The sequence below is a fragment of the Aquamicrobium ahrensii genome, from assembly GCF_040545755.1.
GTDB lineage: Bacteria > Pseudomonadota > Alphaproteobacteria > Rhizobiales > Rhizobiaceae > Mesorhizobium > Mesorhizobium ahrensii.
This window is the reverse complement of the sequence record NZ_JBEPMN010000011.1, coordinates 47,761-74,098: the sequence shown is the minus strand read 5'-3', so window position 1 is coordinate 74,098 and position 26,338 is coordinate 47,761. Positions and strand designations below refer to the sequence as shown.

Here is a 26,338-nt window from a genome sequence, read left to right as displayed (position 1 = left end):
GTCGCTTCCACGGGTTCGTTTTGGAGCAATTCGATGATTGCGGTGTTTCAGGATCTGCCGGCAGCCGGGCTCAAGTCCGCCAACATCATTGCGATGGAGCGGGCGACCCAGGCCGCCGCCGCCGTCGGATCCCGGCTGATCGTTTTTCCCGAATTGTTCCTGACCGGCTACAACATCGGTCGTCAGGCACTGCATGAACTTGCGGAGCCGGTTGACGGTCCCTCGGTGGAGGCGATCGCCGATATCGCCCGCCGGCATGGCATCGGCGTCATTGCCGGCATGCCGGAAAAAAACGGAGGCAACGTATTCAATGCCGCTGTTGCCGTGGACGAAACCGGCGCGATCGCGGGCCTCTATCGTAAGATCCATCTGTTTGGTCCTGCCGAGCGTTCCGCTTTCACACCCGGAAGTGAAATCTGCGTTGTGCTCCTGGCTGGTCTTCGCGTCGGGCTCGCGGTTTGTTACGATATCGAGTTTCCGGAAATGGCGCGCGCACTGGTTGGGGCTGGGGCGGAACTGATCTGCGCTCCGACTGCGAATATGAGCCCTTACTGGGAGGTGCCCACCACCCTGCTGCGCGCCCGTGCGCTGGAGAACGGCGTTCCGGTCGCCTATGCCAATCTCGTCGGTGACGATGGTGAACTGACCTACACGGGCATGAGTTGCATCGTCGGCGCGGATGGCCGCGACCTTGCCCGCGCAGGCGTGCAAGGTCGGGCGCTGCTATGCTGTTCGCATGATTATGTCGCTGCCGGATTGGGCGGTGACCAGTTGAGCACGCAAGCGAACGATGTCCGGCTGGATTTCCTGTCCGCAGGAGCCACAAACTGAGCGGGCGCTGTCAACCTGACCTGTCCACACGTTTGGTTTCGCATGTCCTTACCCTTAAGGAGGCAAGCAGATAGACTGGCGTTCTCATCCTCTCCGTTTCCCAACAGCGTGACATCCGCGAGCCATGTCCAGCCAAATGGAGTTTTCGCCGTCTTCCAGCGCTCTGGCGCTCGATACGCCCGAGTTGCTGGCGGAGCTTGCCAAGGTGGTCGCCTTGGTCGGCAAGCCTGGCTTCTATGATGCGCTGTCGCTGCTGCTGGCGCGCGTTTTGCGTTGCAAGCGCCGCCTCGTCATGCGCTATTCCGCTTACGACAAGCCGGCTTTCCTCATCAATGCGGCGCTGACGGAGGAAGGCGTCAGCTTCTACCTGGCAGGCCTCTACCGTATCGACCCACTGCACCGCCTGGCGCGCGAGAGCCCGGGTCCAACGGTGGTCAACCTTCGGGCGCTGATGGGTGAGATCGAGGAGACCTATTTCGCCGAACTGTTCAAGATGGCGATCTTTGACGAACTGGCCATCATGGTGCCGGCCTATGGCGGCGTGACCATCGCGTTTTGCTGCGACCGGCACAGGATACGCTTCGAGCAGCAGGACTACGAGCGAGCGCAGGCGCTGTTGCCGATGGTGGATGCGCTGCACAAGCTGCACATGGACCGGCTGTTTTCCAACGCCGGAGACGGCGGTCCGGAAACGATCACCAGCAGCTTCCGCAACCAGTTTCTGGTTATGGATCGACGTGCCAAGGTGGTCTATCGCACGCAAGCATGGACCGGAAACTCCGCGGCTGCCGCGGCATTGCCGCAGATTTCCGGCAGGATCGCCGAAGGCGGGAACGGGTCTCTGCTGCTTGATGGGCAACAGGTGGTGCATTGGGAAACGCTGCCGGACGATTTTACGCTGGCTCCACAAGGCACGCTCGTGGTTCTCGAGCAACGCTCGCCTGGCCCGCTGACGACTTCGGGCGACGCCGCCCTGGAGGCTTTTTGCAGCGACCACAGCCTGACGCCGCGAGAGGCCGAGATCGTGCGGCTTTCCTTTCTGGGCCTGCCCAATGCGGCCATCGCAAAGCAGCTTGGCGTGTCGGTCGGAACCGTCAAGAACCACCGGTGGCGACTCTATTACAAGCTGGACATCACCACGGAACGTGAACTCTTCCATCTCTTCATTTCCACATTGCTGTCTGTGGAGAAGAGCAAGGTCATGGAAGAGGAAGCGCCGCCGGGCTGATGCCGGGGCTTCGGCGTTCTTCAGAGAGCGTTTTGAGCCTGTTCTCCAAGCAGGATACGCTCGATACCCTCCACCAGAACATCGGCCATGGCCGTGCGCGCTTCGACGGTCGCGCTGCCGATATGCGGAAGCGGGAAGACATTTCCCATGGCAAGATAACGTCTGTCGATGTCGGGCTCGTTGGCGAAGACGTCAAGCCCGGCGGCCGCGATATGTCCGCAGGCCAGAGCCTCGATCAGCGCATCGTCATCGATGAGTTCGCCACGTGACACGTTGACGACGACGGCCCCAGCCTTCATTTGCGCGATGCGTTCCGCATTCAGGAATTTGTGGGTTTCGGGTGTGTGCGGCGCCGCCAGCAGCAGCACATCGCAGCAACCGAGAAACTCCTCTTCGTCGGGAATGTAGCGGGCGCCAACCTCAAGTTCGCGCGGCAGCATCGACCTGTTGCGGTAGGCCACGTTCATTCCGAAGCCTTGGGCGCGGATCGAGATTTCGCGACCGATCTGGCCCATGCCGTAAATGCCGAGAACCTGTCCGCGCAGTTCGCGCCCCAGCAGCAGCGTTGGCGAGAAGCCGGTCCATTGACCGGAGCGCATGAGATCAAGGCCTTCGACGATGCGTCTTGCCGCGCCCAGCACCAGCGCCATGGCGAGATCCGCGACCGAGTCCGCAAGCACATTGGGCGTGTTGATGATCTTCAGTCCCCGCTCGCGCGCGGCTTCCAGATCCACATGGCCGTGTCCTGCCGAATAGAGAGCGAGGACCTCCACGCTAGCCGGCAGCGAACGGAAAAACGCGCGATCCAGCACATATCTGACGGTCGCGACGATGACCCTGACATTGGCCGCAGCCTCCAGCACGCCCTCGACTGTTTGCCGGGCAGGCGGCAGCACTGTCACGTGCGGGAAAACGCTGCGGAAGGTCTGCATCGCCTCCTGCGGCAGCGCTTCGGTGAGGAGAACCGGGCACTGATCCGCTATCGAGGTGAGCAGGGAGTCTTCAAGCAGGGAAAGCGTTGCGGCTGGATCGTTGGCTGCCCGTTCTGTCATGTGCCTTACTCGCTCGATTTGTCCGTCATGCCGGTCCTGATTTCGGTCCCGAGTATTCGTTCCAGTCCCCTGATGACGGCGGTGCTGTCCTGATCGCCGAAGCCGAGCGCCCGGCCCATCTGGAAGAGCTCTGTCGCCGCATTGGCGATGCCGAGGGGCAGGGCAGTCATCTCGCGGGCCATCTTCACTGCCTGACTCATGTCCTTGTAGGCGATGTCCAGCCGGGCTTCGGCTTCGAAGCGCCCGGCGAACACCTTGGGAACCATCCACTGTATGATCGGGCTGTTGGAATGCGAGTTGCCAAGCATGTCGAAGAATTTCTGCGAATCCAGTCCCAGAGCCCTGGACAGCGCCAGCCCCTCCGCTACCGCCGCCACCTCGATGAAGCCGATCATGTTTTGAACGAGCTTGGCTGCATGGCCCGAACCGAGTTCTCCGAAATGGTAGAGATGGCTGGAAAAGGCGGAAAGCAGCGGCTTCACGGTTTCGAAAACCTCGATGTCGCCGCCCGCCATGGTGGCCAGCGTGCCGTTTTGGGCGCCTTCGGTGCCGCCCGTCACGGGGGCGTCGATCAGGCGGCCTCCGGTTTCGGCGAAACGCTGCGCCAGCTTCTTCGTATCGGCCGGATAGCAGGTGCCCATATCGACGGCGATGAAGCCGGGAAGCATGCCATGCACGAGGCCCTTCTCCCCGAACAGGACAGCTTCGACCTCGCGCGAGGTTGGCAGGATCATGAGAGCAGCGTCGCATTCGCTGGCGGCCGCGGCGGGCGATTCCACCTCCACGGCGCCCAGTTCCACCAGCCGGCGTATGGGTTCGCGGTTACGGTGCGCGCTGACGACCACTTCATGGCCAGCCCGGAGCAGATGGCCCGCCATCGGCTCTCCCATGAGGCCAGCTCCGAGGAATGCTACTTTCATCGTCCGTCCTTTCCAGTTCTTCGTGGTGGTGCGTTCGCGGTGTGCGATTCGCCCTACAGAACATTGACGCCCATGTACCGGTCGAGCACCTGTGCCGAGACGAGCTGATCCGGCGATCCCCGCCACTTGATCTGCCCCTTCTCGACGATGTGGATGACATCGGCGATTTCGAGCACGAGCCCGACATTCTGCTCAACGATGATGACCGATACGCCTTCCGCCGCCAGTCGCCGCACGATCGTGCCGACCTGCGTGACCAGTCGCGGCATCAGTCCTTCGGTTGGTTCGTCCATCAGCAGCAGCCTGCAGCGCATCGACAGGCTGCGCGCGACGCCGACTAACTGCTGCTGGCCGCCGCTCAGCGTCCCGGCGGGCGAGTCCAGCTTCGGTTCGATCTCTGGAAGCACCTGGAGGATTTCGCGCAGCGGCCTTGGTGATTTCACGCTGTGGGCTGCGACCTGAATATTCTCGCGTACCGACAGTTTGGGAAAGACGCGCACATCCTGGGGCATGTAGGCGACACCGAGACGTGCGATCGCGTCTGTCCCCATACCGGCGGTGGACTGGCCGAGTATGGTCGTTTCGCCCTCGACCCTCGGGCCCAGCCTCATGAGGGATTGCAGCAGCGTCGTCTTGCCCGCGCCGTTGCGCCCGAGAATGGCCGTCACGACGCCGGCCTCGGCGGCAAGATCTACGCCATGCAGTACCTGGGCCTTGCCGTAGAAGGCCTTGAGGTCAGTGGTTCGCAGCGCTTCCAAGATAGATTTCCTTTACATGGGGATCGCCAAGCACGTCTTGTGGCAGACCGGAGGCTGCGACTGCGCCGGCGGCCAGCACGGTGACCTTGTCGCTGGTCTGGGTGACCACATTCATGTCGTGTTCGATGATGATGACGCCGACGCGGCCACGCAGACGCTCGATGATGAGCCGGATCATCCGGTCCGTCTCGGCGATGCTCATGCCCGCCGTCGGTTCGTCCAGAAGCAGGAACTTCGGCTTCAGCACCATCGCCATGGCCATTTCCAGAATGCGCTGATCGCCGTGGGAAAGCGTGTCGACTTCGCGGTCCGCAAATGCGGCGAGGCCCATCTGTTCCAGCAACTCGCGTCTCGTATCGCCATTGGCGTCTTCGTCGCGGACGGCCAGTTGCAGATGTTCGGATACGGTCATGCCCTTGAACAGGCTGGTGATCTGGAAGGTTCGGGCGAGACCCAGACGGGCACGGCGCTGCGGCGACAGGGATGTGATGTCCCTCCCTTCAAGCGTTACGCGTCCTCCCGTCGGCTTGAAAATGCCGCTGACAATGTTCACGAAGGTGGTCTTGCCTGCCCCGTTTGGGCCGATGATGGCGCGTATTTCTCCATGGTCCACATCGAGTGAGACATCGCTCAGGGCGCGGAAGGCCCCGAACGACATGCTGACACCTTCCACGGCGAATGCCGGGTCATTTTCCGGACGCACAACCTCACCCCTTCGTCAGGTCGACTTCGGCGGGATAGATCGTGCTTTCCTTGGGCGCCACCGCATATTTTCCGACGGAGCCGCTTTCGATCTGCAGAAGATAGATATCCATGAAAGCCTGGTGATCCTGCGGACGGACCATGACCTCGCCGAGCGGGAAGAGCGGTCCCCTGGCGTAGGTCCCGACCGATTCCGCATGCTTGATCAAGGCGGCGGTGTCGTCCCTGACTCTCCATCCGCTCGCCTCGACATTCGCCTTCAGGAAGCCGAGCGATTGCGCGATGCCCATGATCATCGAGGTCCCGGCCGCCTTGCCGCTGGCGGTATGGATGCCGTTCTCATCGATGCCGAGCGCCTTGTAGACTTCCGCCATTTCGGCGGAGGACGTGTCCTTCAGGGCGACGGGCGCGGTCTCGATACCGAACACTCCATCGCCCATCGCGCCAAGTTCACGATAGTCGAAAAGCGAGAAGCTCAGGCCTGCAAGCACGACCTGCTGGGCATATCCGGAGCTGCGCATAAGCTGGATCGCCTGGAGCGCATTGAGCACCGGGATGAAAACGCCATCCACCGAGCGGTCGATCTGCGCGATGAAAGGCAGGAGGTCCGGCGCGTCGACAGGCAACGCGACGGCCTTGCCCACTTCGCCGCCCGCGGCATTCACACCCTTCTGCCACCAGTCGCGTTCCGACTGACCCCATTTGATATCGGCAAAGAACGTCGCCCAGCGTTTGCCGATCGATTCCACATATTTCTGTGCCGCGCCGGCTGCCGTGGCGGCGGAATTGGTCGTCATGCGGAACTGGTAGGGAACGGCGGCCCCCTTGCCGGTCGTCGCTTCCGATGAACTCATCGTCATGTAAAGCGTGCGATTCTCGTTGGCGATCGTGTTGCTGGCGAGTGCGATTGAGGAAATCTCGGAGCCGATGACGAAATCCACCTTCTCCTGAATGAGGAGGTGGCGAAGCTGGTTGACCCCGGTATCGACGTCGGACTTGGTGTCGACCGTCACCAGCCTGACGGGCCGTCCGGCAATGCCGCCATTTGCGTTGAGCCAGTCGACCAGGCCCGTCGCGGCCTTGTCGCGCCAGAAGCCGGTGGCGGAATCCCATCCGGTCAGCTCGCACTGATGGCCAATGACGATCGGATCGCCGGAGGTTCCCTGCGCCAGCGCCTGCGTCACCACTGTGGGCACCAAGCTTGCCGTTGCCGCAGCGGCCGAGCCGAGAAGAATGTTGCGTCGCGAAATGCGTTCCATTTGCGTTTCCCCTTATGTTTATTGGTTTGGCTGAGAGCGACGTGATTTGCGCAGGCCCATGACGCCACGCGGCATCCACAGCGCGACGGCGATCAGCATCAGGCCGATGATGAGGTCCACCCTCACGGTCCAGCGGAGCAGGATTTCCGAAGCGAGTTGCACCGCAAGAACGCCGATGGGCCCGCCATAGATGGAGGTGACCCCGCCGACGGCGGCCCACAGGATCGATTTGAGTGACATGGAGAGGCTGACAACCTCGATGGCGATGTGGCGCGAGATGAGTGCGTAGAGGGCGCCGCCAAGTCCCGCGACGCATCCACCAACAGCAAAAACCACGAGCCGGTAGCCGGCGGCATTGTAACCCAGAACCTGTGCGCGCATGGCGTTCTGCTGCACCGCGCGGACCACACGCCATGTCCGGGTGCCGGAAAACAGCCAGAAGCCGATCAGCAATACGGCAAGTACGGCAGATCCCAGAAGCAACATGTTGATATTGGGGCCAATGGCGAAAGGTACGCCCAAAAGGCGGAAGGCCTGCGCGGGCATGGGAAGCCCATCGGTACCGCCCGTATAGGCCACCGCCGCGTTGCCGAGCATGGAGCATGTGACGGCGAAGATGATCGTGCCGATGGCCGCGCCGGAATGCGACATCTTCAGGAGCAGGACGCCGAATACGAGGGCGACCAGCGCTCCGGCAGCGACTCCGGCCATCATGACGAGCACGATTTCGCCGCCTATCAGCGAGGCCGCCCAGACAGCGGCATAGGCTCCGGCGCCGAATACAGTGGCTTGCGCGACGCTGGGAATATTGGCGTAGGAATAGGCGAGCGAAAAGCTGATGGCCAGGAACATCCAGCTCACGCAGCGGGCCAGTACTCCACTCCAGAATTCTCCGACCAGTGGAGCAACGGCGCACAGAATGGCGAGAAGGCCGAGCGCCGTGACGATGCCGACGCGATCTCTCATGCCTGCCCCCTGAAGATGCCGTTCGGCCGGAAGTAAAGAAATGGAAGGAACAGCGCTATCGCACACACTTCGGCATAGGTGGGCGGCAGGAATACGGAGAACACGCCCCGCGCCACACCCATGATGACGGCGGCGGCGACAGCCCCGCCGAGACTGCCGAGTCCGCCGACGACGACCACGATAAAGGCGGGTCCAAGGACCGAGAGGCCCATCTGGTGGCTGATCGTCGTCATCGGCGCGACCAGCACTCCGGCCAGTGCGGCGAAGGCCGCCGACAGCACCACGATGATCAGATGGACGCGCCCGACCGGAACGCCGGAGGCCTTGGCCAGTGTCGGTGACTGCGCAACGCAGCGGATCCACAGACCGATGGCGGTGGAGCGCAGGAACAGCCAGAAGGCGACCAGGATGACGATGGCCAGCATCGCGGCCACCAGCCTGTAGGTTGGATAGTAGATGCCGAGAATTCCGATCGCTCCGGCGATGGGCGGCGGCACCAGTCCGGGTGAACCGCCATAAAGGGCGAGCAAAGTGTCGTTGATGACGAACAGCAGGCCCGAGGTGGCGACCAGCCCGACCATCATGTCCTGACCGATGGTGGGGCGCAGCACGAACCTGTAGACCGGTATGCTCGCGATGCCGGCGACCAGCGGCGCCGCGAGCATGGCCAGCCAGAAGCTGCCAAACCGGTTCACAGTGTACCAGGCGATCACGGCGCCCACCGCATAGACGGCTCCATGCGCCATGTTAAGCAGGCCCAGGAGACCGAAGATCGCATTGAGGCCCAGAGCGATAAGGCCAAGGAACATGGCCCACACCACGCCGTTGACTATCTGGAAAGCTAGCGTTGGCCAGTCGAGCAAAATTCTCCCCCCGGGGCGTTCATGGCACTTTGAGCGTGCTCTGGTTCATGATGCGAGGTTAGGAGGCCGGCGTCCCTCTTCACAAGCATGACTGAAGTCACTGAAGCATGGCAGGCCGATCATCCCGGACCGCCGTCTCATGTCTCCGGGCCCGATCATCGGTGGCTGACGTGACGGCGGTCATCATTGTCGGGGCTGCTGCCCGATCCGATGCTTCTTTCAATCGTTGCGGCGATACGGGAGGAGTAGCCATATGACAATGCTTCCAGCCACCCCATACGCGTGTCGCGCCGAAGGCTGGCGTCTTCTCGGCGATTTCATCCGGCGATGGTTGATGACCCTGATCGGCTACGGTGCGCCTGCCGCAGACGAGGTGCCGGCGGACAGGCGTCCGGAAGATGCGTGTCCGCCGCCCACCTCCGATGTTCTCCGGCCCATCCGCAGTCATTGAGCCGGGCATGATCTCTCGCGCCATGGTTCGAGGCGAGCAGGTCGCCCATGATCTGCCTCTGCGTCTCACCTGTTGCACGTCCGAAAATGACAGGATCGCAGCTGGCGTGGGCCTCATTTCCGCTTCTGACCGGAAACCGCTTGTCTGCCCGGCGCGGCGGTGCGCCTCGAACTGTCTTTCAGTTTTGCGCGCAATGTACCGTCAAGCCGTGACAAGGCTTTTCTCCTGATTCAATCGGCAGCCGATCTGGAACTGCTTCTTCGAAAACGCGCCAGCGTCGGAAACCGGCTGGAGAGAAGCTGAAATCTTGCCAATCTCATTGGCGGAACCGTCGCCGACGTTGCCAGCCTGATTGCGTTCTCTTGGAAACAGGTCGCTTGACAGCGCTTTCCATCAATGTATACAGTACACAGAATACAGATAAACGAGGGACTACAATGGATTTCGCTCTTAATTCCGAACAACGCGAATGGGTGGAAAAGGCGCGCGCGCTCAAGCCGCTGCTGGCCGCTAATGCCGATCGCTACGACGCCGAGGCTGCTTTCCCGACTGACAATTTCGCGGAAATGAAGAAGCAGAAATTCCATCACCTTATGGTCCCGAAGGAGTATGGCGGTCTCAATCCGCAGCCGAAGGGCAGCCTGGGTATGGCGCAGTTCGCCGTGGCTGAGGAACTTGCCCGCATCTGCCCGACCACTTCGTGGGACCTGCTTATCCATTTTCATCAGGTCGGGCTGGTGTGCCGCATGGGTAGTGAGGAGCAGAAGGAGCGCTTTCTCGGCCAGATCGTGAAGGAAGACGCGCTTATGGGTTCGCTCGGAAGCGAGGTGAACCCGCGCCAGATCAAGGCGGAAAACGTTGTCACGAAACTGACCTTCGATTCATTGTTCGAGCCGGTGGAAGGCGGCTTCCGGGCTTCTGGCGAAAAGCATTTCTGCTCGATGGCGCCGGCCGCGGATCTGCTCGCTTTTTGGGCTCTTGCTCCCGGTGCGAGGACGAACGGGGAGGGCCTGACGATCTCGATCGTTCCCAAAACGTCGCCCGGCCTGACATTCGAGGACAGCTGGAGCGAAGCCATCGGCCTGCGCGGCACGGTAAGCTGGACCGCCAAGCTCGATGATGTGTTCATTCCCTGGGCGAATGTGATGGGAGAGCCCGGTGATTTCGTGCAGAAAGATCCCTACACCTACGAATGTTCGCATGCGGCGCATCTTGTCGGCACGACACAGGGCATTGTCGACTATGTGATCGAATTCATTGGCGGCCGCGACTATCTGGCGAAGGATGACGTGCTTATGTATGCACTTGCCGAGATGGATTGCGGCATTCAGGCAGCGCGTTCGTCCTATCGTTACGCGGTCTGGCTGTGGGACGAGGGGCGGTATGATGAGGCGATGCTTGCGTCCTATCGCGCTCTGCACACTGCAAAGAAAGTCGCGGCTCATGCGTCGGAAAAAGCCTTCGAGATTGTCGGGGCCCGTTCTCTTTTCACCTACCTGCCGATCGAGCGCTTCTGGCGCGAGACAAAGGCCAGCACGCTGCACACCCGCGACACTCAGTTGATGGGCCAGCTGGCGCAGGGCGTTCTGGCCGGCGGCCGACAGTTTCCGAAAACCAAATACGGGGAAAGGCTGGAAAAGCCCAAAACCTGGGCCGATTTCGGTTTCATGCCGGAACGAGCCTGAACTTCAAGCTTCCAAAAAATAAGAAAAGGGGAACATGAAATGAAAGCTGACAGGAAACGTAATACCGGCGATGCGGGCTTATCGCGCCGTGCATTGCTCACCGGTGCGGCGGTCGGCGCCGCCGCACTCTCCATGCCCGGCATCCTCAGAGCCCAGACCGGTGGGCGGGTTCTGGTCCGGACTTCGGGCGGCTCCTATCAGGAAGCCTTGCAGAAGGGCACCTGGAACGAGTTCACCCGCATCACAGGGATAGAAGTCGTCGGTGTTCCCGCCAATACAGGCAAGCTGTTGACGATGGCGCAGGCAGGATCGCAGGAGCTCGACGTTATCGAGGCCAATGCGATTGCGATGCTGTCGCTTCAGGAGAAGGGCGCACTGGAGGAGATCGATTACTCGAGGTTCGAGTACACTGACGTCAAGGATGTCGGCACTGTTGAGCCGACCTATCTCAGCTACTGCGCTTTTGCGGAGGCGATCTGCTACAACACCGAAACGTTTTCCGATGATCATCCCGCAAGCTGGAGGGATGTCTGGGATGTCGAAAGATTCCCCGGGCGTCGTATGCTTCAGGATGCCAAGGCGATTTCCCCCAATCTTGAATTCGCGCTGTTGGCTTCGGGCGTCAGCATGGAGGATCTCTATCCGCTGGACATCGGGCGGGCGTTCGAGGCGCTGCGCGAGATAAGGCCGCACGTCGTCAAGTTTTTCGACAGCGGCGCGCTTGGCGCATCGCTGCTGGCCGACAGGACGGCGGTAATGGGCGCGCTGTGGACCAACCGTGTCGGGGCATTGCAGAAGGACGGCGCGCCGGTTGCAGTGGAATGGAACGAGGCGATGCGCGTGACGGAATACACGGGCATCATGAAAGGCTCGCCGAACTACGACAATGCCCTGCGCCTTATCGATTTTTCTTCGAGCCCGAAAGCTCAGGCGCTATCCCTGCCGCAGATCGGTCTCAGCCCCGAAAACGAGCGTGCTTTCGACCACATCAGCCCCGAGGTGGCGGCAGCCCTGCCCACCAATCCCGGGCTCCGGAGCAAGGGATTTGAGCAGAGCGCCCCATGGTGGATCCAGAACCGTGCCGAAGTCGCGAAGCGCTGGGAAGAATTTCTCCTGGAGTAATCATCCCTCGCAGGGCCGCGATTCTTGCTTGTACACCCCAACGAAGCATCAGGCATCGGCTCCAGCGCCCTGGCGGTGCTGGAGCCCGATGAAAGGAACACGATGAACGCAGCAGTGGGGAACTCTATAGTTCTTGACAATCTGTGGAAAACCTACGGCAGTTTCGTTGCCGTCGGCGGGGTATCCCTCTCGATAGAAGCAGGGAAATTCTGCACCATCCTTGGACCCAGCGGTTCAGGCAAGACGACGGTCCTGATGATGCTCGCGGGGTTTTCCGATCCCCTGCGCGGCAGCATACGGATCGATGGGAACGATGTGACACGGCTGCCGCCACAGAAGCGCGACCTCGGCGTGGTGTTCCAGAACTACGCTCTTTTCCCGCATATGACGGTTCATGACAACGTTGCGTTCCCCCTGAAAATGCGGGGGATGAATGCGGCGGAGATCAATCTGAAATGCAGCCGGATGCTCGATACCGTCGAACTCGGCAGTTTGTCCAGGCGCTACCCCCGGGAACTGTCGGGCGGCCAGCAGCAGCGCGTGGCGCTTGCACGCGCTCTCGTCTTCGAACCGCGCGTGCTGTTGATGGACGAGCCTTTGGGCGCGCTCGACAAGAGACTGCGGGCCAGCCTCCAGGTGGAGCTGAAAGCGTTGCAGCGACGCATGGATGTGACTGTCGTCTATGTCACCCATGATCAGGAAGAAGCCCTGACCATGGCGGATCAGGTCGTCATCATGAACGGCGGGCAGATCGAGCAATGCGGAACGGCTGACGAACTCTATGATCAGCCGATGACCGAGTTCGTGGCCGGCTTCATGGGAGACACCAATCTCATCGAAGGTGTGGTTACCGGCAAGGGCGGCGACGGGGTGACGCGTGTCGAGCATCCGACCGGTCGCGCGATCCTCGCGCAAAATGGCCCCTGTGCCGTTGGCGACCAGGTCTCGGTTTCATTGCGGCCGGAATGCGTTTCGCTGGAACCGTGCAAGGGACGGCTTCCTGAAGAGCCGAATGCCTGGAACGGTCGCATAACCAATGTGGTTTCGCTGGGCGATGCGCTCAGATACACCATCGTTATCGGCGAGAACCGGCCAACCCTGCAAATCGAACTCGAAGCCAAGATCAGCAGGCGCGGGGCGCATGGTTCTCGCTTCTCGCAAGGCGAAGCGGTGCGCGTACACTGGAACGCCGCCGATGCGCGAGCCCTTGCGCGCAGGAAAAGGTGAGGGCGACAGCATGAGCCAGAGCGCCCGCAACCTCGCCTGCGCCGATATCGGGCGGACAGAGAGCAAAGCCCACGCGTTCCGAAGATTTCGAATGAGTTCGCTCTGGCTTCTGGTGCCGGCGCTCGGGTTCCTTGCCCTCTTCTTCGCTTACCCGCTCACCGCGATTGTCCTGCGCTCCTTCGAAGGGGCGGATGCCTCAATGACGCTGGAGCACTACGAGGCCTTCTTCTCGCTGCCGATCTACATGCGCATCCTGTGGCAGACGATCGAGATTTCGCTGATGACCACGGTGTTGTGCGTTCTGGTGGGGTATCCGCTTGCTTATGTGATGGCCAACAGCTCGCCGATGGTCCGCAACGTGATGTTGCTCATGGTGATGCTGCCATTCATGACCAGCGTGCTCGTGCGCACATATGGCTGGATGGTGATCCTGCGACCGACCGGTCTTCTCAACCATGTGGCCGAACTGGCGGGCCTGCCGCACTTCGATCTGCTTTACAACCGGTCGGGCATGCTGATCGGTCTTGTCTACACCATGGTGCCTTACGTTGTGCTGACGTTGTTCAGCGTCATGCGCGGGATCGATGGGCGTCTCGTTTCGGTGGCGCACAGCCTCGGCGCGGGCGCGTGGTCGGCTTTCTGGCGCGTTTATTTTCCGCTCAGCCTGCCCGGCGTCGCGGGGGCTTCATTGCTGGTCTTCATCCTGTCGAGCGGCTTCTACATCACGCCGCGGCTCATGGGCGGAGATCGCGACCAGCTCCTGGCGTCGATCATCGCCTATCAGGTCGACGTTCTTCTGAACTTTGAATTCGCCTCGGCTATAGCGGTCATTTTGCTGGTCATCACCCTGATCTGTTTCGGAATCTACGCGCGCCTCGTCGGCCTCAAGCAACTTCTCACGAGCAGGACCTGAGCCGATGGATGTCAACGCTCCCGTCAAGCCGAATCTGGCCGTGCGCATCGTGGCGTGGGGCGCCATAGCCTTCCTCATGGCGCCGATTCCGATCATCATTCTCGTGTCGTTCAGCTCCGCCCAGTATCTCACGTTCCCGCCGCCCGGCTTTTCATTGCAATGGTACGAACGTTTTCTGGGCAGCAACGAATGGGTGCAGTCGATCTGGGTGAGCCTGCAGGTCGCCGTGTTTTCGGCCGTGCTGACCATGGTTCTCGCCACCATGGCGGCGATCCCGATGGTGCGTGGCGAATTCTCGAAGAAGTCGATTGTCTACGCTGTCCTTTTGGCGCCGATGATCATACCGGTCATCATCACCGCGATCGCTCTCTACTTCGTATTCACGAAGGTGGGGCTCAACGGCACTGTTCTGGCCATCACCATCGGCCACACGATCGTGGTTCTCCCGATCGCCTTTGTCGTATTGTCCTCGACGTTGCAAGGCCTTGATCCCCGGCTGGAGAAGGCCGCCATCAGTCTGGGCGCCAGCCCGTTCGTCGCATTCTACAAGATTACGCTGCCGCTTTTGATGCCGGGCATCCTGTCCGCGGGATTGTTCTCGTTCCTGACTTCCTTCGATGAACTGATCATCCCGCTTTTTCTCGGCGGGCCGACCACCCAGACCCTCGCGGTGCGCATATGGAACAGCGTCGTGATGGAGATCGAGCCGACAATCTCGGCGGTTTCCGTCTTCCTGATCGGAATGACGATCGTCGTGATGGTTCTCGCAGGTTTTATGAAACGCGCTTTTCGATGGACCGGATCCGGTGGTCCGCAGCAGGAGAATTCTCATGCATGATCATATCGCGACCCTTGCTCCCCGGCCGGTGCCTCCGCAGCTTTTTCGTTCGGTCATGGGATCGTTCCCGACCGGGGTCACCGTCATCACTACGCTCTCGGAGACTGGCACGCCGGTCGGCATGACGGTCAACGCCATAACATCCGTCTCGCTGGAGCCTCCCCAGCTGCTCATCTGCCTGGCCAGGAGCCGCTATACTGCGTCCGCCATCCGGTTCTCCGGCAAATTCGCAGTGAATTTTCTCAGCGATGATCAGAAGGATGTCGCCAGCATCTTTGCATCGAATGCGGACGAGAAGTTCAGTACGGTGCGCACCCATTGCGGCGCACTGGGCTTGCCGCTGATTGCGGATAGTCTCGCGCTGGCTGAATGCGAGGTCTGCAAAGTCGTCGATTCCGGCGACCACCTCATCTTTATCGGCGAAGTTGTCAGCGCAACGTCGAAAGACGGCATGCCACTGGTGTTCTTCAGGCGAAATTACGGTGCATGGACGGCGGCCTGAAAATGAGTTCAGTAGCAAGACTCTATCCGTCCCGTATTGCCGCATTGCGCAGCAAGATGAAAGAAAATGACGTCGATGCCCTGGTCGTGAGCGCGACGTCGGACATGCTCTATCTGATCGGCAGGAAACTGCCGAACACAGAGCGTTTCAACGCGCTGATCCTCGGGCAGACCGGAAATCCGTATCTTGTCGTTCCGGAGCTTCAATATCCGCTGGTGGCTTCGCTGGCGGAGAACGCGGAGATCATCACCTGGGCGGAAACAACCGATCCGATCCGTGTCGCCAGTGACCTGCTTCACAGATTGGACGCGCGCTCGGTTGCCGTAGACGGGCTGATGCGTGGCGCCTTTTTGCTGCGCCTGCAGGAACGTGTCGGCCGGCAGGTTCGCTTTTCGGACGGGACGCCGCTGACTGCGCAGGTGAGGCTTCTCAAGGACGCCGACGAAATTGCCCGGCTGGCCGATGCCGGCGGGCGTTTCGACGCCATCTGGGAGGCCTTCTGGAAGAATGGGCGACTGGTCGGCGTCAGCGAACGAGAGGTCGTCGAACAGATCCGCAAGCTGCTCTTCGCCCATGGATTCGACACCATGGAATGGTGCGACGTGGGCAGCGGTCCCAACGGAGCCTCGCCTTTGCATCATCATTCGGACCGCATCATTCAGCCCGGCGACCCGGTGGTTATCGACTTTGCCGGAACGATCGGCGGTTACTTCATGGATACCTGCCGCACACCCGTCGCCGGAACGCCGCTACCGGAGTTCATTGAAATCCATGAGATAACCCGCAAGGCTCACGAAGCGGCAAACGAACGGGCAAGGCCAGGCGTTGCAGCCGGGGATGTCGATCAGGCTGCGCGCGATGTCATCGCAAAGGCCGGCTATGGCGAGCGGTTCATGCACCGGCTGGGCCATGGGCTAGGCCTCGATGCGCATGAGGAGCCTTACATCATCGCCGCAAACAGGCTCCGCCTTCAGCCTGGCATGGTCTATTCGAACGAGCCGGGCATCTACATCGACGGCAAATGGGGAGTTCGGATCGAGGACATCATCCTCATGACCAGCGATGGCGCCCGGTCCCTGAATTCCGCCACCCGCGATCTCGTCAGCATGAACTGAAGGGGGAATGTGGTGATTGCTGTGAATGAAATAGCGCCTTCGGATGCGATGTTCCCGGCTGACGAGTACCGAGACCGTATCGGGAAGACGCGAATGAAGATGGCGGAGTCGAACGCCGACGTCCTTTTGATCGATTGCGTCGAGCATATGGTCTATCTCTTTGGCTACGCGCCGCCTGCCGCCATCTATCAGGCCGTGCTGCTGCCGCTGGACGGTGAACCTGTGGGCGTCGTGCGGGCGCTGGACGCGAGCATGTTCCGGGAGCAATCCTGGGTCCGCGACGTCGTTCTTTTCGCGGATCATGAAGATCCGGTTGCCGTGCTGTCCGCCGAAGTGAAAAGGCGCGGGTGGAGCAAGGCGCAATTTGCGATCGAACTCGATTCCCATTTTCTTCCGGTCAGACGTTTCATGCAATTGCAGGCGGCGCTGCCCGACGTCAGCTTCATCGACTTTTCGCAGGTCCTTTGGGAAATGCGGCTGATCAAGTCGGAGCGGGAGATCTCGATGATGCGGGAAGTGTCCCGGATCGCGGATGCCGGCATGATGGCGGCGGTGGAAGCCGCCGGCGAAGGCGTGAGCGAGCGCGATTGCGCCGCCGCGCTTTACGCGAGCGTCATCCGTGAAGGTGCGGATTCCATGCGAAGCGCCCTGATCTCGGCCGGGGCCCGCAGCGACTCCCTGCATGGCAGGCTTGGCGCTCACCTCCTGCGGCGCGGGGACGTTCTGCATGTCGAATCCATTCCTCTCTACCGCGGTTACGGCGCGCGTCTCATGCGCTCCAGCGTCATAGGAGGGCCGCCACCCGACCTTGCCCGGGCGGCGGAGATCATGCTTGCGGCTCAGGAGGCTCAGTTCGCGGCGATGCGTCCGGGGCGCAGGGCTTCGGATGTCGATGCCATTGTCCGCGACAGCATTGTAGAGGCGGGTCTGCGTAAGACATACGAGAATTTTACAGGATATACTTTGGGCTTCATCGGTTTGCCCAAGACCAGCGATTTCACCCGAGCATTCCTTCCCGGCTCAGATTGGCTCCTTGAGGAAGGCATGGTATTTCACATGTATACCTATGCTGCCGGCATCGCATTCAGCGATACCGTCCTTATTACTCGCTCAGGCTCGGAAAGGCTGACGAAAACAGAAAGAAAACTGTTCGTCAGATAGGCTTACGCAATGTTGAAGTTCGATAAGATAGAAGCGCGTAACACCGTCGTGTTACATGTATATCAGCAATTGAAGCGCAGTATCCTGCGCGGCGAATTGCCGACGGGATATCGCGTCGTCGAAGTTAACATCGCCGAGGCTTTCGGGGTCAGCCGCACACCGGTGCGGGAAGCGATTTCCCGGCTTATCGCCCAGGGCTTCATCAGGGAGCAGGGCAGCGCCAAGATCGTGGCCGACATCTCGGTCAGCATGAGCGAGATCATGGGCATTCGCGGAGTTCTTGAAAGCTATGCCGCGCGGCTCGCGGCGGAAAATGCGACTGAGGAGGATTTGCAGGTCATCACGGAATACTGCAATTCCAGCATCCTGGTGGACAGGTCGTCATCGATAGAAAACCGGGCCTCGCTGAATGATGCATTCCATGAAGCAGTCGCGCGTGCGTCTCATAACGAACGCCTCATCAAGATGATCTCCGACTTCTATGAATATGCGATCACCGAGGAAATGCTGGTCTACTACAGCAAGGCGGACACGACAAACCATGCCGGGCAGCATCGCGCCGTTCTGAAAGCGCTGCAGGACCGCGATCCGGACGCCGCCGACGCCGCCATGCGCGCCCACATCAACTGCATCGGTCAGGTGATCGAAAAGGCGATCGCGCAGATGAAATCGAAGTAGAGCCAGGGACCGGAATGTCCGGGCCTTTGCAATGCCTGCCCTTGAGCGGTCCCAGGAGAAGAAAATGCCCGCACATGTCATCATCGAAGTTCAGGTCAAGGATGCCGGCCTCTATGAGGATTATCGGCACAAGCTGCCGCCGACCATGACTCCCTTCGGGGGAGTTCCGATCGTGCGCGGGTTTGCGGAAGTTCTGGAAGGGCGGACGCCGATGGATCGGGTTTCGGTCATCGAGTTCCCGGATCGCGAATCCGCCTTCGCCTGGTATTCCAGTCCGCAGGTACAGGCTCTCGGTGAGCAGCGCCGGGCGGCGGCGGATGTAACGGTACGCCTCGTCGCCTCCTGACGGTATTGAGCGGAGACAAGCATATGACGTCAGAAAAGATGCTCGCCGGGTGGTTCGACACCCGGCGGATGGCGATGATCGAACTCCTGCGGGACCTCGTCAACACCGATAGCCATACCCACGACAAGCAGGGCGTCGACGCCGTCACCGGTCAGATACAGCACTTCCTCGACTCTTGCGGGATGGAGACCCGGCTGGTCGAACAGGAAGTGGCTGGCAATTTCCTCCATGCAGACCTGCGCCCGTCCGGCTCCAACGTCGCACCGGTATTGCTGATGGGACACTGCGACACGGTGTTTCCCAAAGGAGAGGCCGCCAGACGGCCATTCCATATCGCGGACGGGCGTGCCTACGGACCGGGCGTCGCTGATATGAAAGGCGGTCTCGTCATCAACGCCTTTGTCCTCGCCGCGTTGAAAGCTCATGTTCCCGAAGGCCTGCCTGTCTGCGCGCTCTTCACTTCGGACGAGGAAATCGCCTCTCCGGTTTCAAGACACGAGATCGCGAAGACAACACGGCATGCCAGGGTGGTGTTCAATGCGGAACCTGGCAGGCCGAGCGGCAACGTCACCGTGGGACGCAAGGGCGGCATCTTCATGCGTATGGATGTCGAGGGACGCGGGGCGCATTCCGGCTCACATTTCACCCACGGCATAAGCGCGATCGAGGCTCTGGCGCGCAAGACGATCGAGTTGCATGCGCTGACCGATCTGGAAACCGGCGTGACGGTCAATGTCGGCGTCGTGGAAGGAGGGCTGACATTGAACACCGTAGCGCCGTCCGCCAGAGCCGAGTTCGAGTTGCGCTATGTCGATGACCGGCATCGTGACGACTACATGGCCCGCATAGAGCGCATCATCGCAACCGAACATGTGCCCGGGTCCAGTGCGCGACTAACGATTACAGGCGAATTCCTGCCGCTCATCCAGACGGCGGCTTCAAAGGCGATATACGAAGTCTATGACGCGGCGGCCTCCACTTTGGGGGTTCACTTCGGCGAAGAATTTTCCGGCGGCTGCTCCGACGCCGGAATTCCATGCAGCCTCGGGGTGCCGACCATCTGCGGCACAGGACCGGTTGGAGGCGGGGCGCATACCGTTGAAGAATACATAGAAATCGACACCTTGATTACCCGCGCGCAGACGCTGGCCCTCGCGGTACTCAGAATAGCCGAAAGGGCGTGACCGCGGGCCTTCGAGTATTTCCGCTTTTCCCTGAATAGCGGAAACGTTCCAGCTTTTTTTGACGCCGTTCGGGGTGCAAAACGGCGTCACGCTTTCTCTGTAATTTCTCCGCAGGGAAGAAGCCGCTCCTGTTTGCCACCTCAAGCGAGTTTTACTTTGCACGGCAAAAATGCACGGCAGCGCCGTGCATTCCGGGGCTGCGCAGAGGCTCTGGCCCCCTGATCACCGGATAATATGCCGTTGAGCGCCAGGGCCTTCAATATAATTTGATTATCATACTCATGTTTTGTAAGGACTGTGACGCACACCCAAGATGCGACGCACCTGTCGTTCAATCGCAATTTCTGGCCTTCCATGCGGGACATCGCATCACTGTTTCGGAGCTATAGCGCAGACCTGCAACGCTTCCTCCAGCGGCGTGGCGCTGCGCAGGATCTGGCGGCTGACCTCACACAGGAAGCCTTTCTTCGCCTGATGACGGCGGCGAAGAGGCGCGCAGGCTCCCCACCCCCTGACAACAACAGGGCCTATCTTTTTCGCATCGCGGCCAATCTGCAGATCGATCATGCAAGACGCCACAAGGTTCTGCCCCTGACCGGCGACGATATGGCGTTGCGCGAAACAATTGCCGATCCCTCGCCGCTGGCGGATGAAATCATCATCACCGCCGAGGCGATGCGCATACTGGCGCAGGCCTTGGAGGAGGTTCCCGATGGGCCGCGTCAGGTTTACATGATGAGACTGGATGGCAAGACCTTTGCGGAAATCGGGCAGGAACTGCGTATCCCGAAGCAGACCGTCTACAGCCAGCTTGGCAGGGTCTTGATGCATTTGCGATATCGCCTTGAACAGGCACAAAAGGGATGGCGGAGAACAGGTCATGACGCACGACCCACCGCAGGGCAGGCAGGCGGACAGTCGTTCCGGCGACTGGTGCGCTGAAGCCGAGGAAGCTACCGATCCGGTCATGCGCGAGGCGATTGGCTGGTTCACGGTTTTGAGCGACGGCCAGGCGCACGCCGATGCGCAGGCGGCGGCTCGCCGCTGGCTGGCGGCTTCGCCGGCGCATCAGGCCGCCTATCGTGATGTCGAGGCGATGTGGACAGGAACTGTCCGCCTTTCGGGCGAGAAGCGGGCTCGTGACGCCGCGCGACGGATGAATCGCCGGCGGTTTGGACAGCTTGCCCTGCTGGCGGCGGTCGGCGCCGGAGCCGGACTGACATGGATGAACTTCAGGGCCGGCCGCATCGCCACCGCTCCCGGGGAACAGCGTCTTGTGGCGCTGGAGGACGGATCCCGGATACAGATGAGCGGCGCTACGGAACTGTCGGTGAAGATCAGCGCCGCTGCCCGCAAGATCGATTTGCATCGCGGCGAAGCCTATTTCACGGTCGCCCGTGGACGCACACCGTTTACGGTGACTGCGGCGGCGGGGACTGTGGAGGCGCTTGGCACGCAGTTTGACATCGCCATAACCGGCGAGCGGACACAGGTTCTGGTGACGGAACACACAGTGCGTGTCGGGTATGCCGACAGATCCGTCACCCTGCGGCAGGGCGAGAAACTCGTCTATCGGGACCGTGACCTCGGCGCCCCTCAAGATGCCGACCCACAGATCGACCTGGCATGGCGCGAGGGCAAGCTGGTGTTCATGGCCCGTCCGCTGGGGGAGGTTCTCGAGGTGCTGAACCGATGGAGCGCCGAGCGTCTCACTCTGGTCGATGGCTCTCTGGCTGCCCATCCCGTGACCCTGATCATCAACATTGCGGATGTGGCTGACGTATTGCCGCGATTGCACGACGCCTTGCCGATCAGGACGCGTCATGTGCCGCTTTTCGGAACGCTGATCTATCGCGCATGACCACGCCGCAAGGGCGCGCGGGACGCTTTCCGGGCAACTTTTTAAAAACTTGAGTTTTTTTATCAGACAATGGTCCTGCCATTCCGTCTTGTCTGCGAAAGCATTTTTCGATCTGGAGACACGGAATGACTGCACGCCGCCTGTTGCGCCCTCATGTTCTGGCCGGTTCTGTAGCAGCGCTGGCCCTGTGCGCCATGCCGGCGCAGTCACAGCAAGCGACGATCCAGCCCGCCGCAACCGAAGCGGCCATGGGCTTTTCCATCGCCGCGCAGCCTCTGTCTTCGGCGATCGTGAAGTTCGCAGCGCAAAGCGGCATCAATCTGGTGGCGAATGGCGCGCTGCCTGCTTCGGTGAAGGTGTCGGCGGTGCAGGGACGATACACGCCCCAGCAGGCGCTCTCGCTGATGCTGAAGGACACCGGCTACGCCTATCGCCGGAATGGCGAACGTCTTTACACGCTGGCGGCCCAGGGCGGAGTGGCGGACGCCGCGGATGTCGAAGGTGTGACGCTCGACACCATCCTCGTTGAGGGGAACGGCCGTGACGGAAGCGTGTCCGGTCTCGTGTCCGACCTCGACTCCGTCTACCAGACCAGCGCCGCCGTCACGACCATGGACGCGCAGACGCTGCGCGACAGGCACGCCGGCAATATCGACAATGCGCTGCGTTCATCGGCCGGCACCTTCACCCGCAAGGCCATGTCGGGCGCGGGCGTGGCCGTCAACATTCGCGGCATGGAAGGTTACGGCCGCGTCAACATGATGATCGACGGCGCAAGGCAGAACATCCGCGTCATGGGGCACGGCGTTTCCGGCGGCTCCACCTTCGTCGACAGCGATCTGCTTGCCGGGCTCGATATGGGGCGTGGTTCTCTGGGCGGGGTGGCCGGTGTCGGCGCGTTGGGCGGGGCGGCCAATTTCCGCACGATCGGCACCGACGACGTGATCCTGCCCGGCAACAGCTATGGAGCCATGAGCACCGTGAAATATGGCAATAACGCCTATGACTGGTCGGCCATGGCGGCCGCCGGCATGCGGGTGCAGAACATCGGCGTCATGGGCGCTTTCAGCCGCCGCGATTCCGGCGCGCCGATGAGCGGCGTCGACGACAACGGCAAGCGCCTGCTGAACCCCAATATGGCGGAGGACCTGAAATCCGGTCTCGCCAAACTGGAGCTCGGGGACGGCGAAGACCACAAGCTGCTGCTCGGCGGCGTATGGTACGACAATATCTCGACGATCCGCAGCGAGCCGCAGGACTATCGCAACCAGACCTATACGGCGCGCTATGACTACAGTCCCGGAAGCGATCTGATCGACCTGACCGTCAACGCCTTCTACAATGATGCGCGCGTGCGTTTCATCGAGGGCAACTACAAGGGCCAGTTCAATCGCGACAAGGGCATGGGCGTCGATGTCACCAACCGCAGCCAGTTTGCGCTGGGTGACGACATAGGAGTGAAACTCACCTATGGCGGCGCCTATTATTACGACGACGTCACCACCGGACAGGCCTGGGGTACGGGCGGACCGGGGGACGGCACGATCGGGCTCGGTTCCCTGTTCACCGACGCCACCTTCTCCTATGGCATGTTCGACCTCACCGCCGGCTTCCACTATGACAGCTTCCGCCTCAAGGGCGACGTCGTTAAAGATGTGAGCGGACAGCTTGTCTATGAGAGCGTCGATCGCTCAGACAGCAGCTTCAACCCCCGCATGACTCTGGCCATGACGCCGATCGAGGGCGTCCAGCTTTACACCACCTACGCCAAGACCTTCCGCCCGCCCACGGTGACGGAAACCTTCTTCCCCGGCGCGCACAGCGCCACGCCCAGCCCCACCAGCCCCAATCCCGATCTGCTGCCCGAGACCAGCAAGGGGTGGGAATTTGGCGTCAACGTTCTGGAAAAGGGCCTGCTGCTGGAGGGCGACGCGCTGCGCCTGAAAGCAAGTTACTTCGACAATGACGTGGAGAACTACATCACCTCCGGCCCCTATTCGATGGCGAATATGCCGATGCTGAAATTCGTGAACATTCCGGGCAGCACCCGCATCCGGGGGTTCGAGCTGGAAGCGGGCTACGATACCGGCTTCTTCTTCACCGGCCTCGAATATTCGAAGACTTCGACCGATCTGCCCTATGGCATGTGGTCGGGCGACTATGGCGTCGGCGCAGTTAACGGCCTGCCGGATTATGCTTTGAGCGTCAGCGCCGGTTTCCGCGTTCTCGAAGAAAAGCTGACCATCGGCGGCGTGGTGCGCAAGGTCGGCAAGACCAAGGCAGTGAAGCCGCCATTCGGGCCGGATCTGATCGACGTGGATGGCTATATGCTGGGCGATGCCTTCGCCACCTACAAATACAGCGAGAACGCCACCTTCTTCGTCAATATCGAGAATATCACCAATACAGCCTACAAGCCTGCCCACTACATGGATACCCGCAAGCTTGGCCGCGGACGCACGGTGATCGGCGGCATGACGCTGCGCTTCTGATCCCGGAAGTCTTTATCCGGGCTGCCCAGGGCCGCGTTCAAAAGGGCAGCCCCTAAAAGAAGTCTTGATACTTTCCTGCGTAAGGCTATTGAGAGCGGACTGTCCAGGTGGTCGGCTTGCCGATTGCGTGGCTGCGCTATGGCTGGAAGTCAAGACGCCGTGATGCAACAGAACGCCATTGCTGTCTTACGTCGCCGCGACCTCACAGGAGGGTCGCGCCTTTTCCCGGCTCTCTTCCGGCTGGATGACGCACGGTTGACGGCGACATTTTTCGGTAGTCAACGATCCCTATAGTCCCGGCCGCATCCACGCGCCTTTCGGATCAGATTCCAAAATGATCAAGACCATAATTTCACACCAGCGCTACCTTGTGTTCGTCGCCACAGGGCTGATCAGCGTGGCCGCTCTGGCGGGAGGGCTCATCTACAGCCCCTGGCTGTTTTTGCTGGTCGTGGTTTCGGGCGCCCTGTTCCTGCTGGGGCTGCATGATCTGCGCCAGCACAAGCATTCGATCCTGCGCAACTATCCGATCGTCGGGCATCTGCGTTTTGTGCTGGAGAGCGTCAGGCCCGAAATACGCCAGTATCTGATCGAGAGCGACAATGATCAGGTTCCGTTCAGCCGGGAGGATCGCGGCCTTGTCTACCAGCGCGCCAAAGGCGTGGAGGACAAGCGCCCGTTTGGCACGATCGAGAATGTCTATGGCTCCGGTTACGCCTGGCTTACCCATTCGGCATCGCCGGTGAGCATCGCCGATACGGACTTTCGCGTCCGCATTGGAGGGCCGGCCTGCAAACAGCCATATAACGCCAGCCTGTTCAATATTTCGGCGATGAGCTTCGGCTCGCTGTCGGCGAACGCGATCCTCGCGCTCAACACCGGCGCACGCAAGGGCGGCTTCGCCCATGACACCGGCGAGGGCAGCATCAGTCGCCATCACCGGCAAGGCGGCGGCGATCTCATCTACCAGGTCGCTTCCGGTTATTTCGGCTGCCGCAATGACGATGGCAGCTTTTCTGCGGAGAAATTTGCGGAATTGTCCTCCGATCCGCAGATCCGGATGATCGAGATAAAACTTAGCCAGGGCGCAAAGCCCGGTCATGGCGGCATGCTGCCCGCATCGAAGATATCGCCGGAGATCGCCGAAGCCCGTGGCATTCCGATGGGCGTGGACTGTATTTCGCCGGCGGCCCACGGCACGTTTTCGACACCTGTGGGGCTGATGCGGTTTGTCGGCCAGTTGCGCGAGCTTTCCGGGGGCAAGCCGGTCGGCTTCAAGCTGTGCATCGGCCACCGGCGCGAGTTCATGAGCATGGTCAAGGCCATGCTGAAGACGGGCATTGTCCCCGATTTCATCGTTGTCGACGGCGCCGAGGGCGGAACCGGGGCCGCGCCGGTGGAGTTCGCCAACCGCGTGGGCATGCCCATGCTGGAGGGGCTGACCTTCGTCCACAACACGCTGCGCGGCGCAGGCATCCGCGATCAGGTGCGCATCGGCGCGGCCGGCAAGATCGTGTCGGCTTTCGATATCGCGCGTACGCTGGCGCTGGGCGCGGACTGGTGCAACGCCGCGCGCGGTTTCATGTTCGCCATCGGCTGCATACAGGCGCAGTCCTGCCACACGAATTGCTGTCCGGTGGGCATCGCGACGCAGGATCCGGTCAGGCAGCGCGCCATAGATGTCGGCGACAAGAGCGAGCGTGTCGCCCGTTTCCACCGCAACACCATGAAAGCGCTTGGTGAAATCGCGGGCGCCGCCGGCCTTGGCCACCCCAGCGACTTCATGCCTTATCATTTCATGTTCCGGCAGAAGGACAACGAGTTCCTCGACGGCAACGAGGCCTATCCTTACCTGCCGGAGGGCTTTCTGCTCGCCGGCAAGGAGATACCCGAGCTTGCGGACTGGCACAGCCGCTGGGACCGCGCCAACGCCGAGAGCTTCGCGCCTCCTGAAATCCCGCACGGTCCGTTCCAGAGACGCAGGGCCGCGTAAGGCGCTTCGCCGTCCCTCATTGGAGCGGGGCGTTCGTGCATGGCCGGTCGCCCGAAACGCCAAGTTGACAAGGCCCCGCCGGGCTGGCTTAACAAATGCAAGGGGAACAGCCCGCCAGATGCCGAAAACGGCACGCGCGGCATATGAAGGATGTGACTTGCGCGTGAGCGATGTGAATCCGGGAGCAGGCG

At 61.1% G+C, this 26,338-nt stretch carries 25 protein-coding genes; 18 read left to right on the top strand and 7 right to left on the bottom strand.

Annotated features, from left to right (window positions below; translation table 11 throughout):
* Positions 1 to 33: 33 nt before the first annotated feature.
* Together ABID44_RS13775 and ABID44_RS13770 are read left to right on the top strand one after the other, a co-directional pair.
* On the top strand, positions 34 to 831 hold the full coding sequence (locus tag ABID44_RS13775; RefSeq protein WP_354152291.1) for a carbon-nitrogen hydrolase family protein: 798 nt from the start codon (positions 34 to 36) through the stop codon (positions 829 to 831).
* Positions 832 to 955: 124 nt separating this feature from the next.
* Positions 956 to 2,059, top strand: a complete 1,104-nt coding sequence (locus tag ABID44_RS13770) for a helix-turn-helix domain-containing protein (protein ID WP_354152290.1) — start codon at positions 956 to 958, stop codon at positions 2,057 to 2,059.
* 20 nt (positions 2,060 to 2,079) lie between these two features.
* Here the strand turns inward: ABID44_RS13770 and ABID44_RS13765 are convergent, their stop codons facing one another.
* From ABID44_RS13765 to ABID44_RS13735, 7 genes are read right to left on the bottom strand one after another with little or no spacing between them, the layout of a single operon-like run.
* Positions 2,080 to 3,111: a 2-hydroxyacid dehydrogenase gene (locus ABID44_RS13765; protein WP_354152289.1), complete on the bottom strand. Its 1,032-nt coding sequence runs from the start codon at positions 3,109 to 3,111 to the stop codon at positions 2,080 to 2,082.
* Between the two features lie 5 nt (positions 3,112 to 3,116).
* Entirely contained in the window at positions 3,117 to 4,031 is a 915-nt protein-coding gene (locus ABID44_RS13760; protein ID WP_354152288.1) for an NAD(P)-dependent oxidoreductase, read from the bottom strand.
* A gap of 53 nt (positions 4,032 to 4,084) precedes the next feature.
* On the bottom strand, positions 4,085 to 4,789 hold the full coding sequence (locus ABID44_RS13755) for an ABC transporter ATP-binding protein (protein WP_354152287.1): 705 nt from the start codon (positions 4,787 to 4,789) through the stop codon (positions 4,085 to 4,087).
* Entirely contained in the window at positions 4,767 to 5,447 is a 681-nt protein-coding gene (locus ABID44_RS13750; protein ID WP_354152286.1) for an ABC transporter ATP-binding protein, read from the bottom strand. The genes ABID44_RS13755 and ABID44_RS13750 overlap by 23 nt, the downstream gene beginning before the upstream one ends.
* 49 nt (positions 5,448 to 5,496) lie before the next feature.
* Positions 5,497 to 6,750, bottom strand: a complete 1,254-nt coding sequence (locus ABID44_RS13745) for an ABC transporter substrate-binding protein (RefSeq protein WP_354152285.1) — start codon at positions 6,748 to 6,750, stop codon at positions 5,497 to 5,499.
* 18 nt (positions 6,751 to 6,768) lie between these two features.
* A complete protein-coding gene (locus tag ABID44_RS13740; protein WP_354152284.1) occupies positions 6,769 to 7,716 on the bottom strand; it encodes a branched-chain amino acid ABC transporter permease in 948 nt (315 codons plus the stop codon).
* Positions 7,713 to 8,579: a branched-chain amino acid ABC transporter permease gene (locus ABID44_RS13735; RefSeq protein ID WP_354152283.1), complete on the bottom strand. Its 867-nt coding sequence runs from the start codon at positions 8,577 to 8,579 to the stop codon at positions 7,713 to 7,715. The genes ABID44_RS13740 and ABID44_RS13735 overlap by 4 nt, the downstream gene beginning before the upstream one ends.
* A 253-nt stretch (positions 8,580 to 8,832) precedes the next feature.
* Here ABID44_RS13735 and ABID44_RS13730 point away from each other — a divergent pair, with 253 nt between their 5' ends.
* The 16 genes from ABID44_RS13730 to ABID44_RS13655 all read left to right on the top strand — a co-directional run bounded on the left by ABID44_RS13730 (position 8,833) and on the right by ABID44_RS13655 (position 26,147).
* Positions 8,833 to 9,030 (top strand): hypothetical protein, encoded by a 198-nt coding sequence (locus tag ABID44_RS13730; RefSeq protein ID WP_354152282.1) that lies wholly within the window; start codon positions 8,833 to 8,835, stop codon positions 9,028 to 9,030.
* 437 nt (positions 9,031 to 9,467) lie between these two features.
* Complete coding sequence (locus ABID44_RS13725; RefSeq protein WP_354152281.1) at positions 9,468 to 10,715, top strand: acyl-CoA dehydrogenase family protein; 1,248 nt, start codon at positions 9,468 to 9,470, stop codon at positions 10,713 to 10,715.
* 39 nt (positions 10,716 to 10,754) lie between these two features.
* Positions 10,755 to 11,837 (top strand): ABC transporter substrate-binding protein, encoded by a 1,083-nt coding sequence (locus tag ABID44_RS13720; RefSeq protein WP_354152280.1) that lies wholly within the window; start codon positions 10,755 to 10,757, stop codon positions 11,835 to 11,837.
* A gap of 102 nt (positions 11,838 to 11,939) precedes the next feature.
* A complete protein-coding gene (locus tag ABID44_RS13715; protein WP_354152279.1) occupies positions 11,940 to 13,064 on the top strand; it encodes an ABC transporter ATP-binding protein in 1,125 nt (374 codons plus the stop codon).
* A 91-nt stretch (positions 13,065 to 13,155) separates the two neighbouring features.
* Positions 13,156 to 13,977, top strand: coding sequence for an ABC transporter permease (locus ABID44_RS13710; RefSeq protein WP_354152278.1), 822 nt, complete (start codon positions 13,156 to 13,158; stop codon positions 13,975 to 13,977).
* A 4-nt stretch (positions 13,978 to 13,981) separates the two neighbouring features.
* Entirely contained in the window at positions 13,982 to 14,815 is an 834-nt protein-coding gene (locus ABID44_RS13705) for an ABC transporter permease (protein WP_354152277.1), read from the top strand.
* Positions 14,808 to 15,317, top strand: coding sequence for a flavin reductase family protein (locus ABID44_RS13700; RefSeq protein ID WP_354152276.1), 510 nt, complete (start codon positions 14,808 to 14,810; stop codon positions 15,315 to 15,317). The genes ABID44_RS13705 and ABID44_RS13700 overlap by 8 nt, the downstream gene beginning before the upstream one ends.
* A gap of 2 nt (positions 15,318 to 15,319) precedes the next feature.
* A complete protein-coding gene (locus ABID44_RS13695; protein ID WP_354152275.1) occupies positions 15,320 to 16,432 on the top strand; it encodes a M24 family metallopeptidase in 1,113 nt (370 codons plus the stop codon).
* A 9-nt stretch (positions 16,433 to 16,441) separates the two neighbouring features.
* Positions 16,442 to 17,593: a M24 family metallopeptidase gene (locus tag ABID44_RS13690; RefSeq protein ID WP_354152274.1), complete on the top strand. Its 1,152-nt coding sequence runs from the start codon at positions 16,442 to 16,444 to the stop codon at positions 17,591 to 17,593.
* A 9-nt stretch (positions 17,594 to 17,602) separates the two neighbouring features.
* Complete coding sequence (locus ABID44_RS13685; protein ID WP_354152273.1) at positions 17,603 to 18,271, top strand: GntR family transcriptional regulator; 669 nt, start codon at positions 17,603 to 17,605, stop codon at positions 18,269 to 18,271.
* 64 nt (positions 18,272 to 18,335) lie between these two features.
* The gene (locus ABID44_RS13680) at positions 18,336 to 18,617 is read left to right on the top strand and encodes a DUF1330 domain-containing protein (RefSeq protein WP_354152272.1); all 282 of its coding nucleotides are present in this window, start codon (positions 18,336 to 18,338) and stop codon (positions 18,615 to 18,617) included.
* A gap of 23 nt (positions 18,618 to 18,640) precedes the next feature.
* Positions 18,641 to 19,801 (top strand): M20 family metallopeptidase, encoded by a 1,161-nt coding sequence (locus ABID44_RS13675; RefSeq protein ID WP_354152271.1) that lies wholly within the window; start codon positions 18,641 to 18,643, stop codon positions 19,799 to 19,801.
* A 297-nt stretch (positions 19,802 to 20,098) separates the two neighbouring features.
* Positions 20,099 to 20,743: an RNA polymerase sigma factor gene (locus tag ABID44_RS13670; protein ID WP_354152270.1), complete on the top strand. Its 645-nt coding sequence runs from the start codon at positions 20,099 to 20,101 to the stop codon at positions 20,741 to 20,743.
* Positions 20,682 to 21,662, top strand: coding sequence for a FecR family protein (locus tag ABID44_RS13665; RefSeq protein WP_354152269.1), 981 nt, complete (start codon positions 20,682 to 20,684; stop codon positions 21,660 to 21,662). The genes ABID44_RS13670 and ABID44_RS13665 overlap by 62 nt, the downstream gene beginning before the upstream one ends.
* 125 nt (positions 21,663 to 21,787) lie before the next feature.
* Complete coding sequence (locus ABID44_RS13660) at positions 21,788 to 24,154, top strand: TonB-dependent receptor (protein ID WP_354152268.1); 2,367 nt, start codon at positions 21,788 to 21,790, stop codon at positions 24,152 to 24,154.
* A gap of 334 nt (positions 24,155 to 24,488) precedes the next feature.
* Positions 24,489 to 26,147, top strand: coding sequence for an FMN-binding glutamate synthase family protein (locus ABID44_RS13655; protein ID WP_354152267.1), 1,659 nt, complete (start codon positions 24,489 to 24,491; stop codon positions 26,145 to 26,147).
* Positions 26,148 to 26,338 lie beyond the last annotated feature (191 nt).

What these genes read in the sequence shown, in the direction of transcription:
- ABID44_RS13750 (WP_354152286.1), bottom strand. Translation starts at nt 5,447, where the DNA reads ATGTCGTTCGGGGCCTTCCGCGCCCTGAGCGATGTCTCACTCGATGTG.
- ABID44_RS13685 (WP_354152273.1), top strand. Translation starts at nt 17,603, where the DNA reads ATGTTGAAGTTCGATAAGATAGAAGCGCGTAACACCGTCGTGTTACAT.
- ABID44_RS13665 (WP_354152269.1), top strand. Translation starts at nt 20,682, where the DNA reads ATGACGCACGACCCACCGCAGGGCAGGCAGGCGGACAGTCGTTCCGGC.
- ABID44_RS13745 (WP_354152285.1), bottom strand. Translation starts at nt 6,750, where the DNA reads ATGGAACGCATTTCGCGACGCAACATTCTTCTCGGCTCGGCCGCTGCG.
- ABID44_RS13700 (WP_354152276.1), top strand. Translation starts at nt 14,808, where the DNA reads ATGCATGATCATATCGCGACCCTTGCTCCCCGGCCGGTGCCTCCGCAG.
- ABID44_RS13775 (WP_354152291.1), top strand. Translation starts at nt 34, where the DNA reads ATGATTGCGGTGTTTCAGGATCTGCCGGCAGCCGGGCTCAAGTCCGCC.
- ABID44_RS13710 (WP_354152278.1), top strand. Translation starts at nt 13,156, where the DNA reads ATGAGTTCGCTCTGGCTTCTGGTGCCGGCGCTCGGGTTCCTTGCCCTC.
- ABID44_RS13675 (WP_354152271.1), top strand. Translation starts at nt 18,641, where the DNA reads ATGACGTCAGAAAAGATGCTCGCCGGGTGGTTCGACACCCGGCGGATG.
- ABID44_RS13730 (WP_354152282.1), top strand. Translation starts at nt 8,833, where the DNA reads ATGACAATGCTTCCAGCCACCCCATACGCGTGTCGCGCCGAAGGCTGG.
- ABID44_RS13765 (WP_354152289.1), bottom strand. Translation starts at nt 3,111, where the DNA reads ATGACAGAACGGGCAGCCAACGATCCAGCCGCAACGCTTTCCCTGCTT.
- ABID44_RS13660 (WP_354152268.1), top strand. Translation starts at nt 21,788, where the DNA reads ATGACTGCACGCCGCCTGTTGCGCCCTCATGTTCTGGCCGGTTCTGTA.
- ABID44_RS13715 (WP_354152279.1), top strand. Translation starts at nt 11,940, where the DNA reads ATGAACGCAGCAGTGGGGAACTCTATAGTTCTTGACAATCTGTGGAAA.
- ABID44_RS13740 (WP_354152284.1), bottom strand. Translation starts at nt 7,716, where the DNA reads ATGAGAGATCGCGTCGGCATCGTCACGGCGCTCGGCCTTCTCGCCATT.
- ABID44_RS13720 (WP_354152280.1), top strand. Translation starts at nt 10,755, where the DNA reads ATGAAAGCTGACAGGAAACGTAATACCGGCGATGCGGGCTTATCGCGC.
- ABID44_RS13680 (WP_354152272.1), top strand. Translation starts at nt 18,336, where the DNA reads ATGCCCGCACATGTCATCATCGAAGTTCAGGTCAAGGATGCCGGCCTC.
- ABID44_RS13705 (WP_354152277.1), top strand. Translation starts at nt 13,982, where the DNA reads ATGGATGTCAACGCTCCCGTCAAGCCGAATCTGGCCGTGCGCATCGTG.
- ABID44_RS13770 (WP_354152290.1), top strand. Translation starts at nt 956, where the DNA reads ATGTCCAGCCAAATGGAGTTTTCGCCGTCTTCCAGCGCTCTGGCGCTC.
- ABID44_RS13760 (WP_354152288.1), bottom strand. Translation starts at nt 4,031, where the DNA reads ATGAAAGTAGCATTCCTCGGAGCTGGCCTCATGGGAGAGCCGATGGCG.
- ABID44_RS13655 (WP_354152267.1), top strand. Translation starts at nt 24,489, where the DNA reads ATGATCAAGACCATAATTTCACACCAGCGCTACCTTGTGTTCGTCGCC.
- ABID44_RS13725 (WP_354152281.1), top strand. Translation starts at nt 9,468, where the DNA reads ATGGATTTCGCTCTTAATTCCGAACAACGCGAATGGGTGGAAAAGGCG.
- ABID44_RS13695 (WP_354152275.1), top strand. Translation starts at nt 15,320, where the DNA reads ATGAGTTCAGTAGCAAGACTCTATCCGTCCCGTATTGCCGCATTGCGC.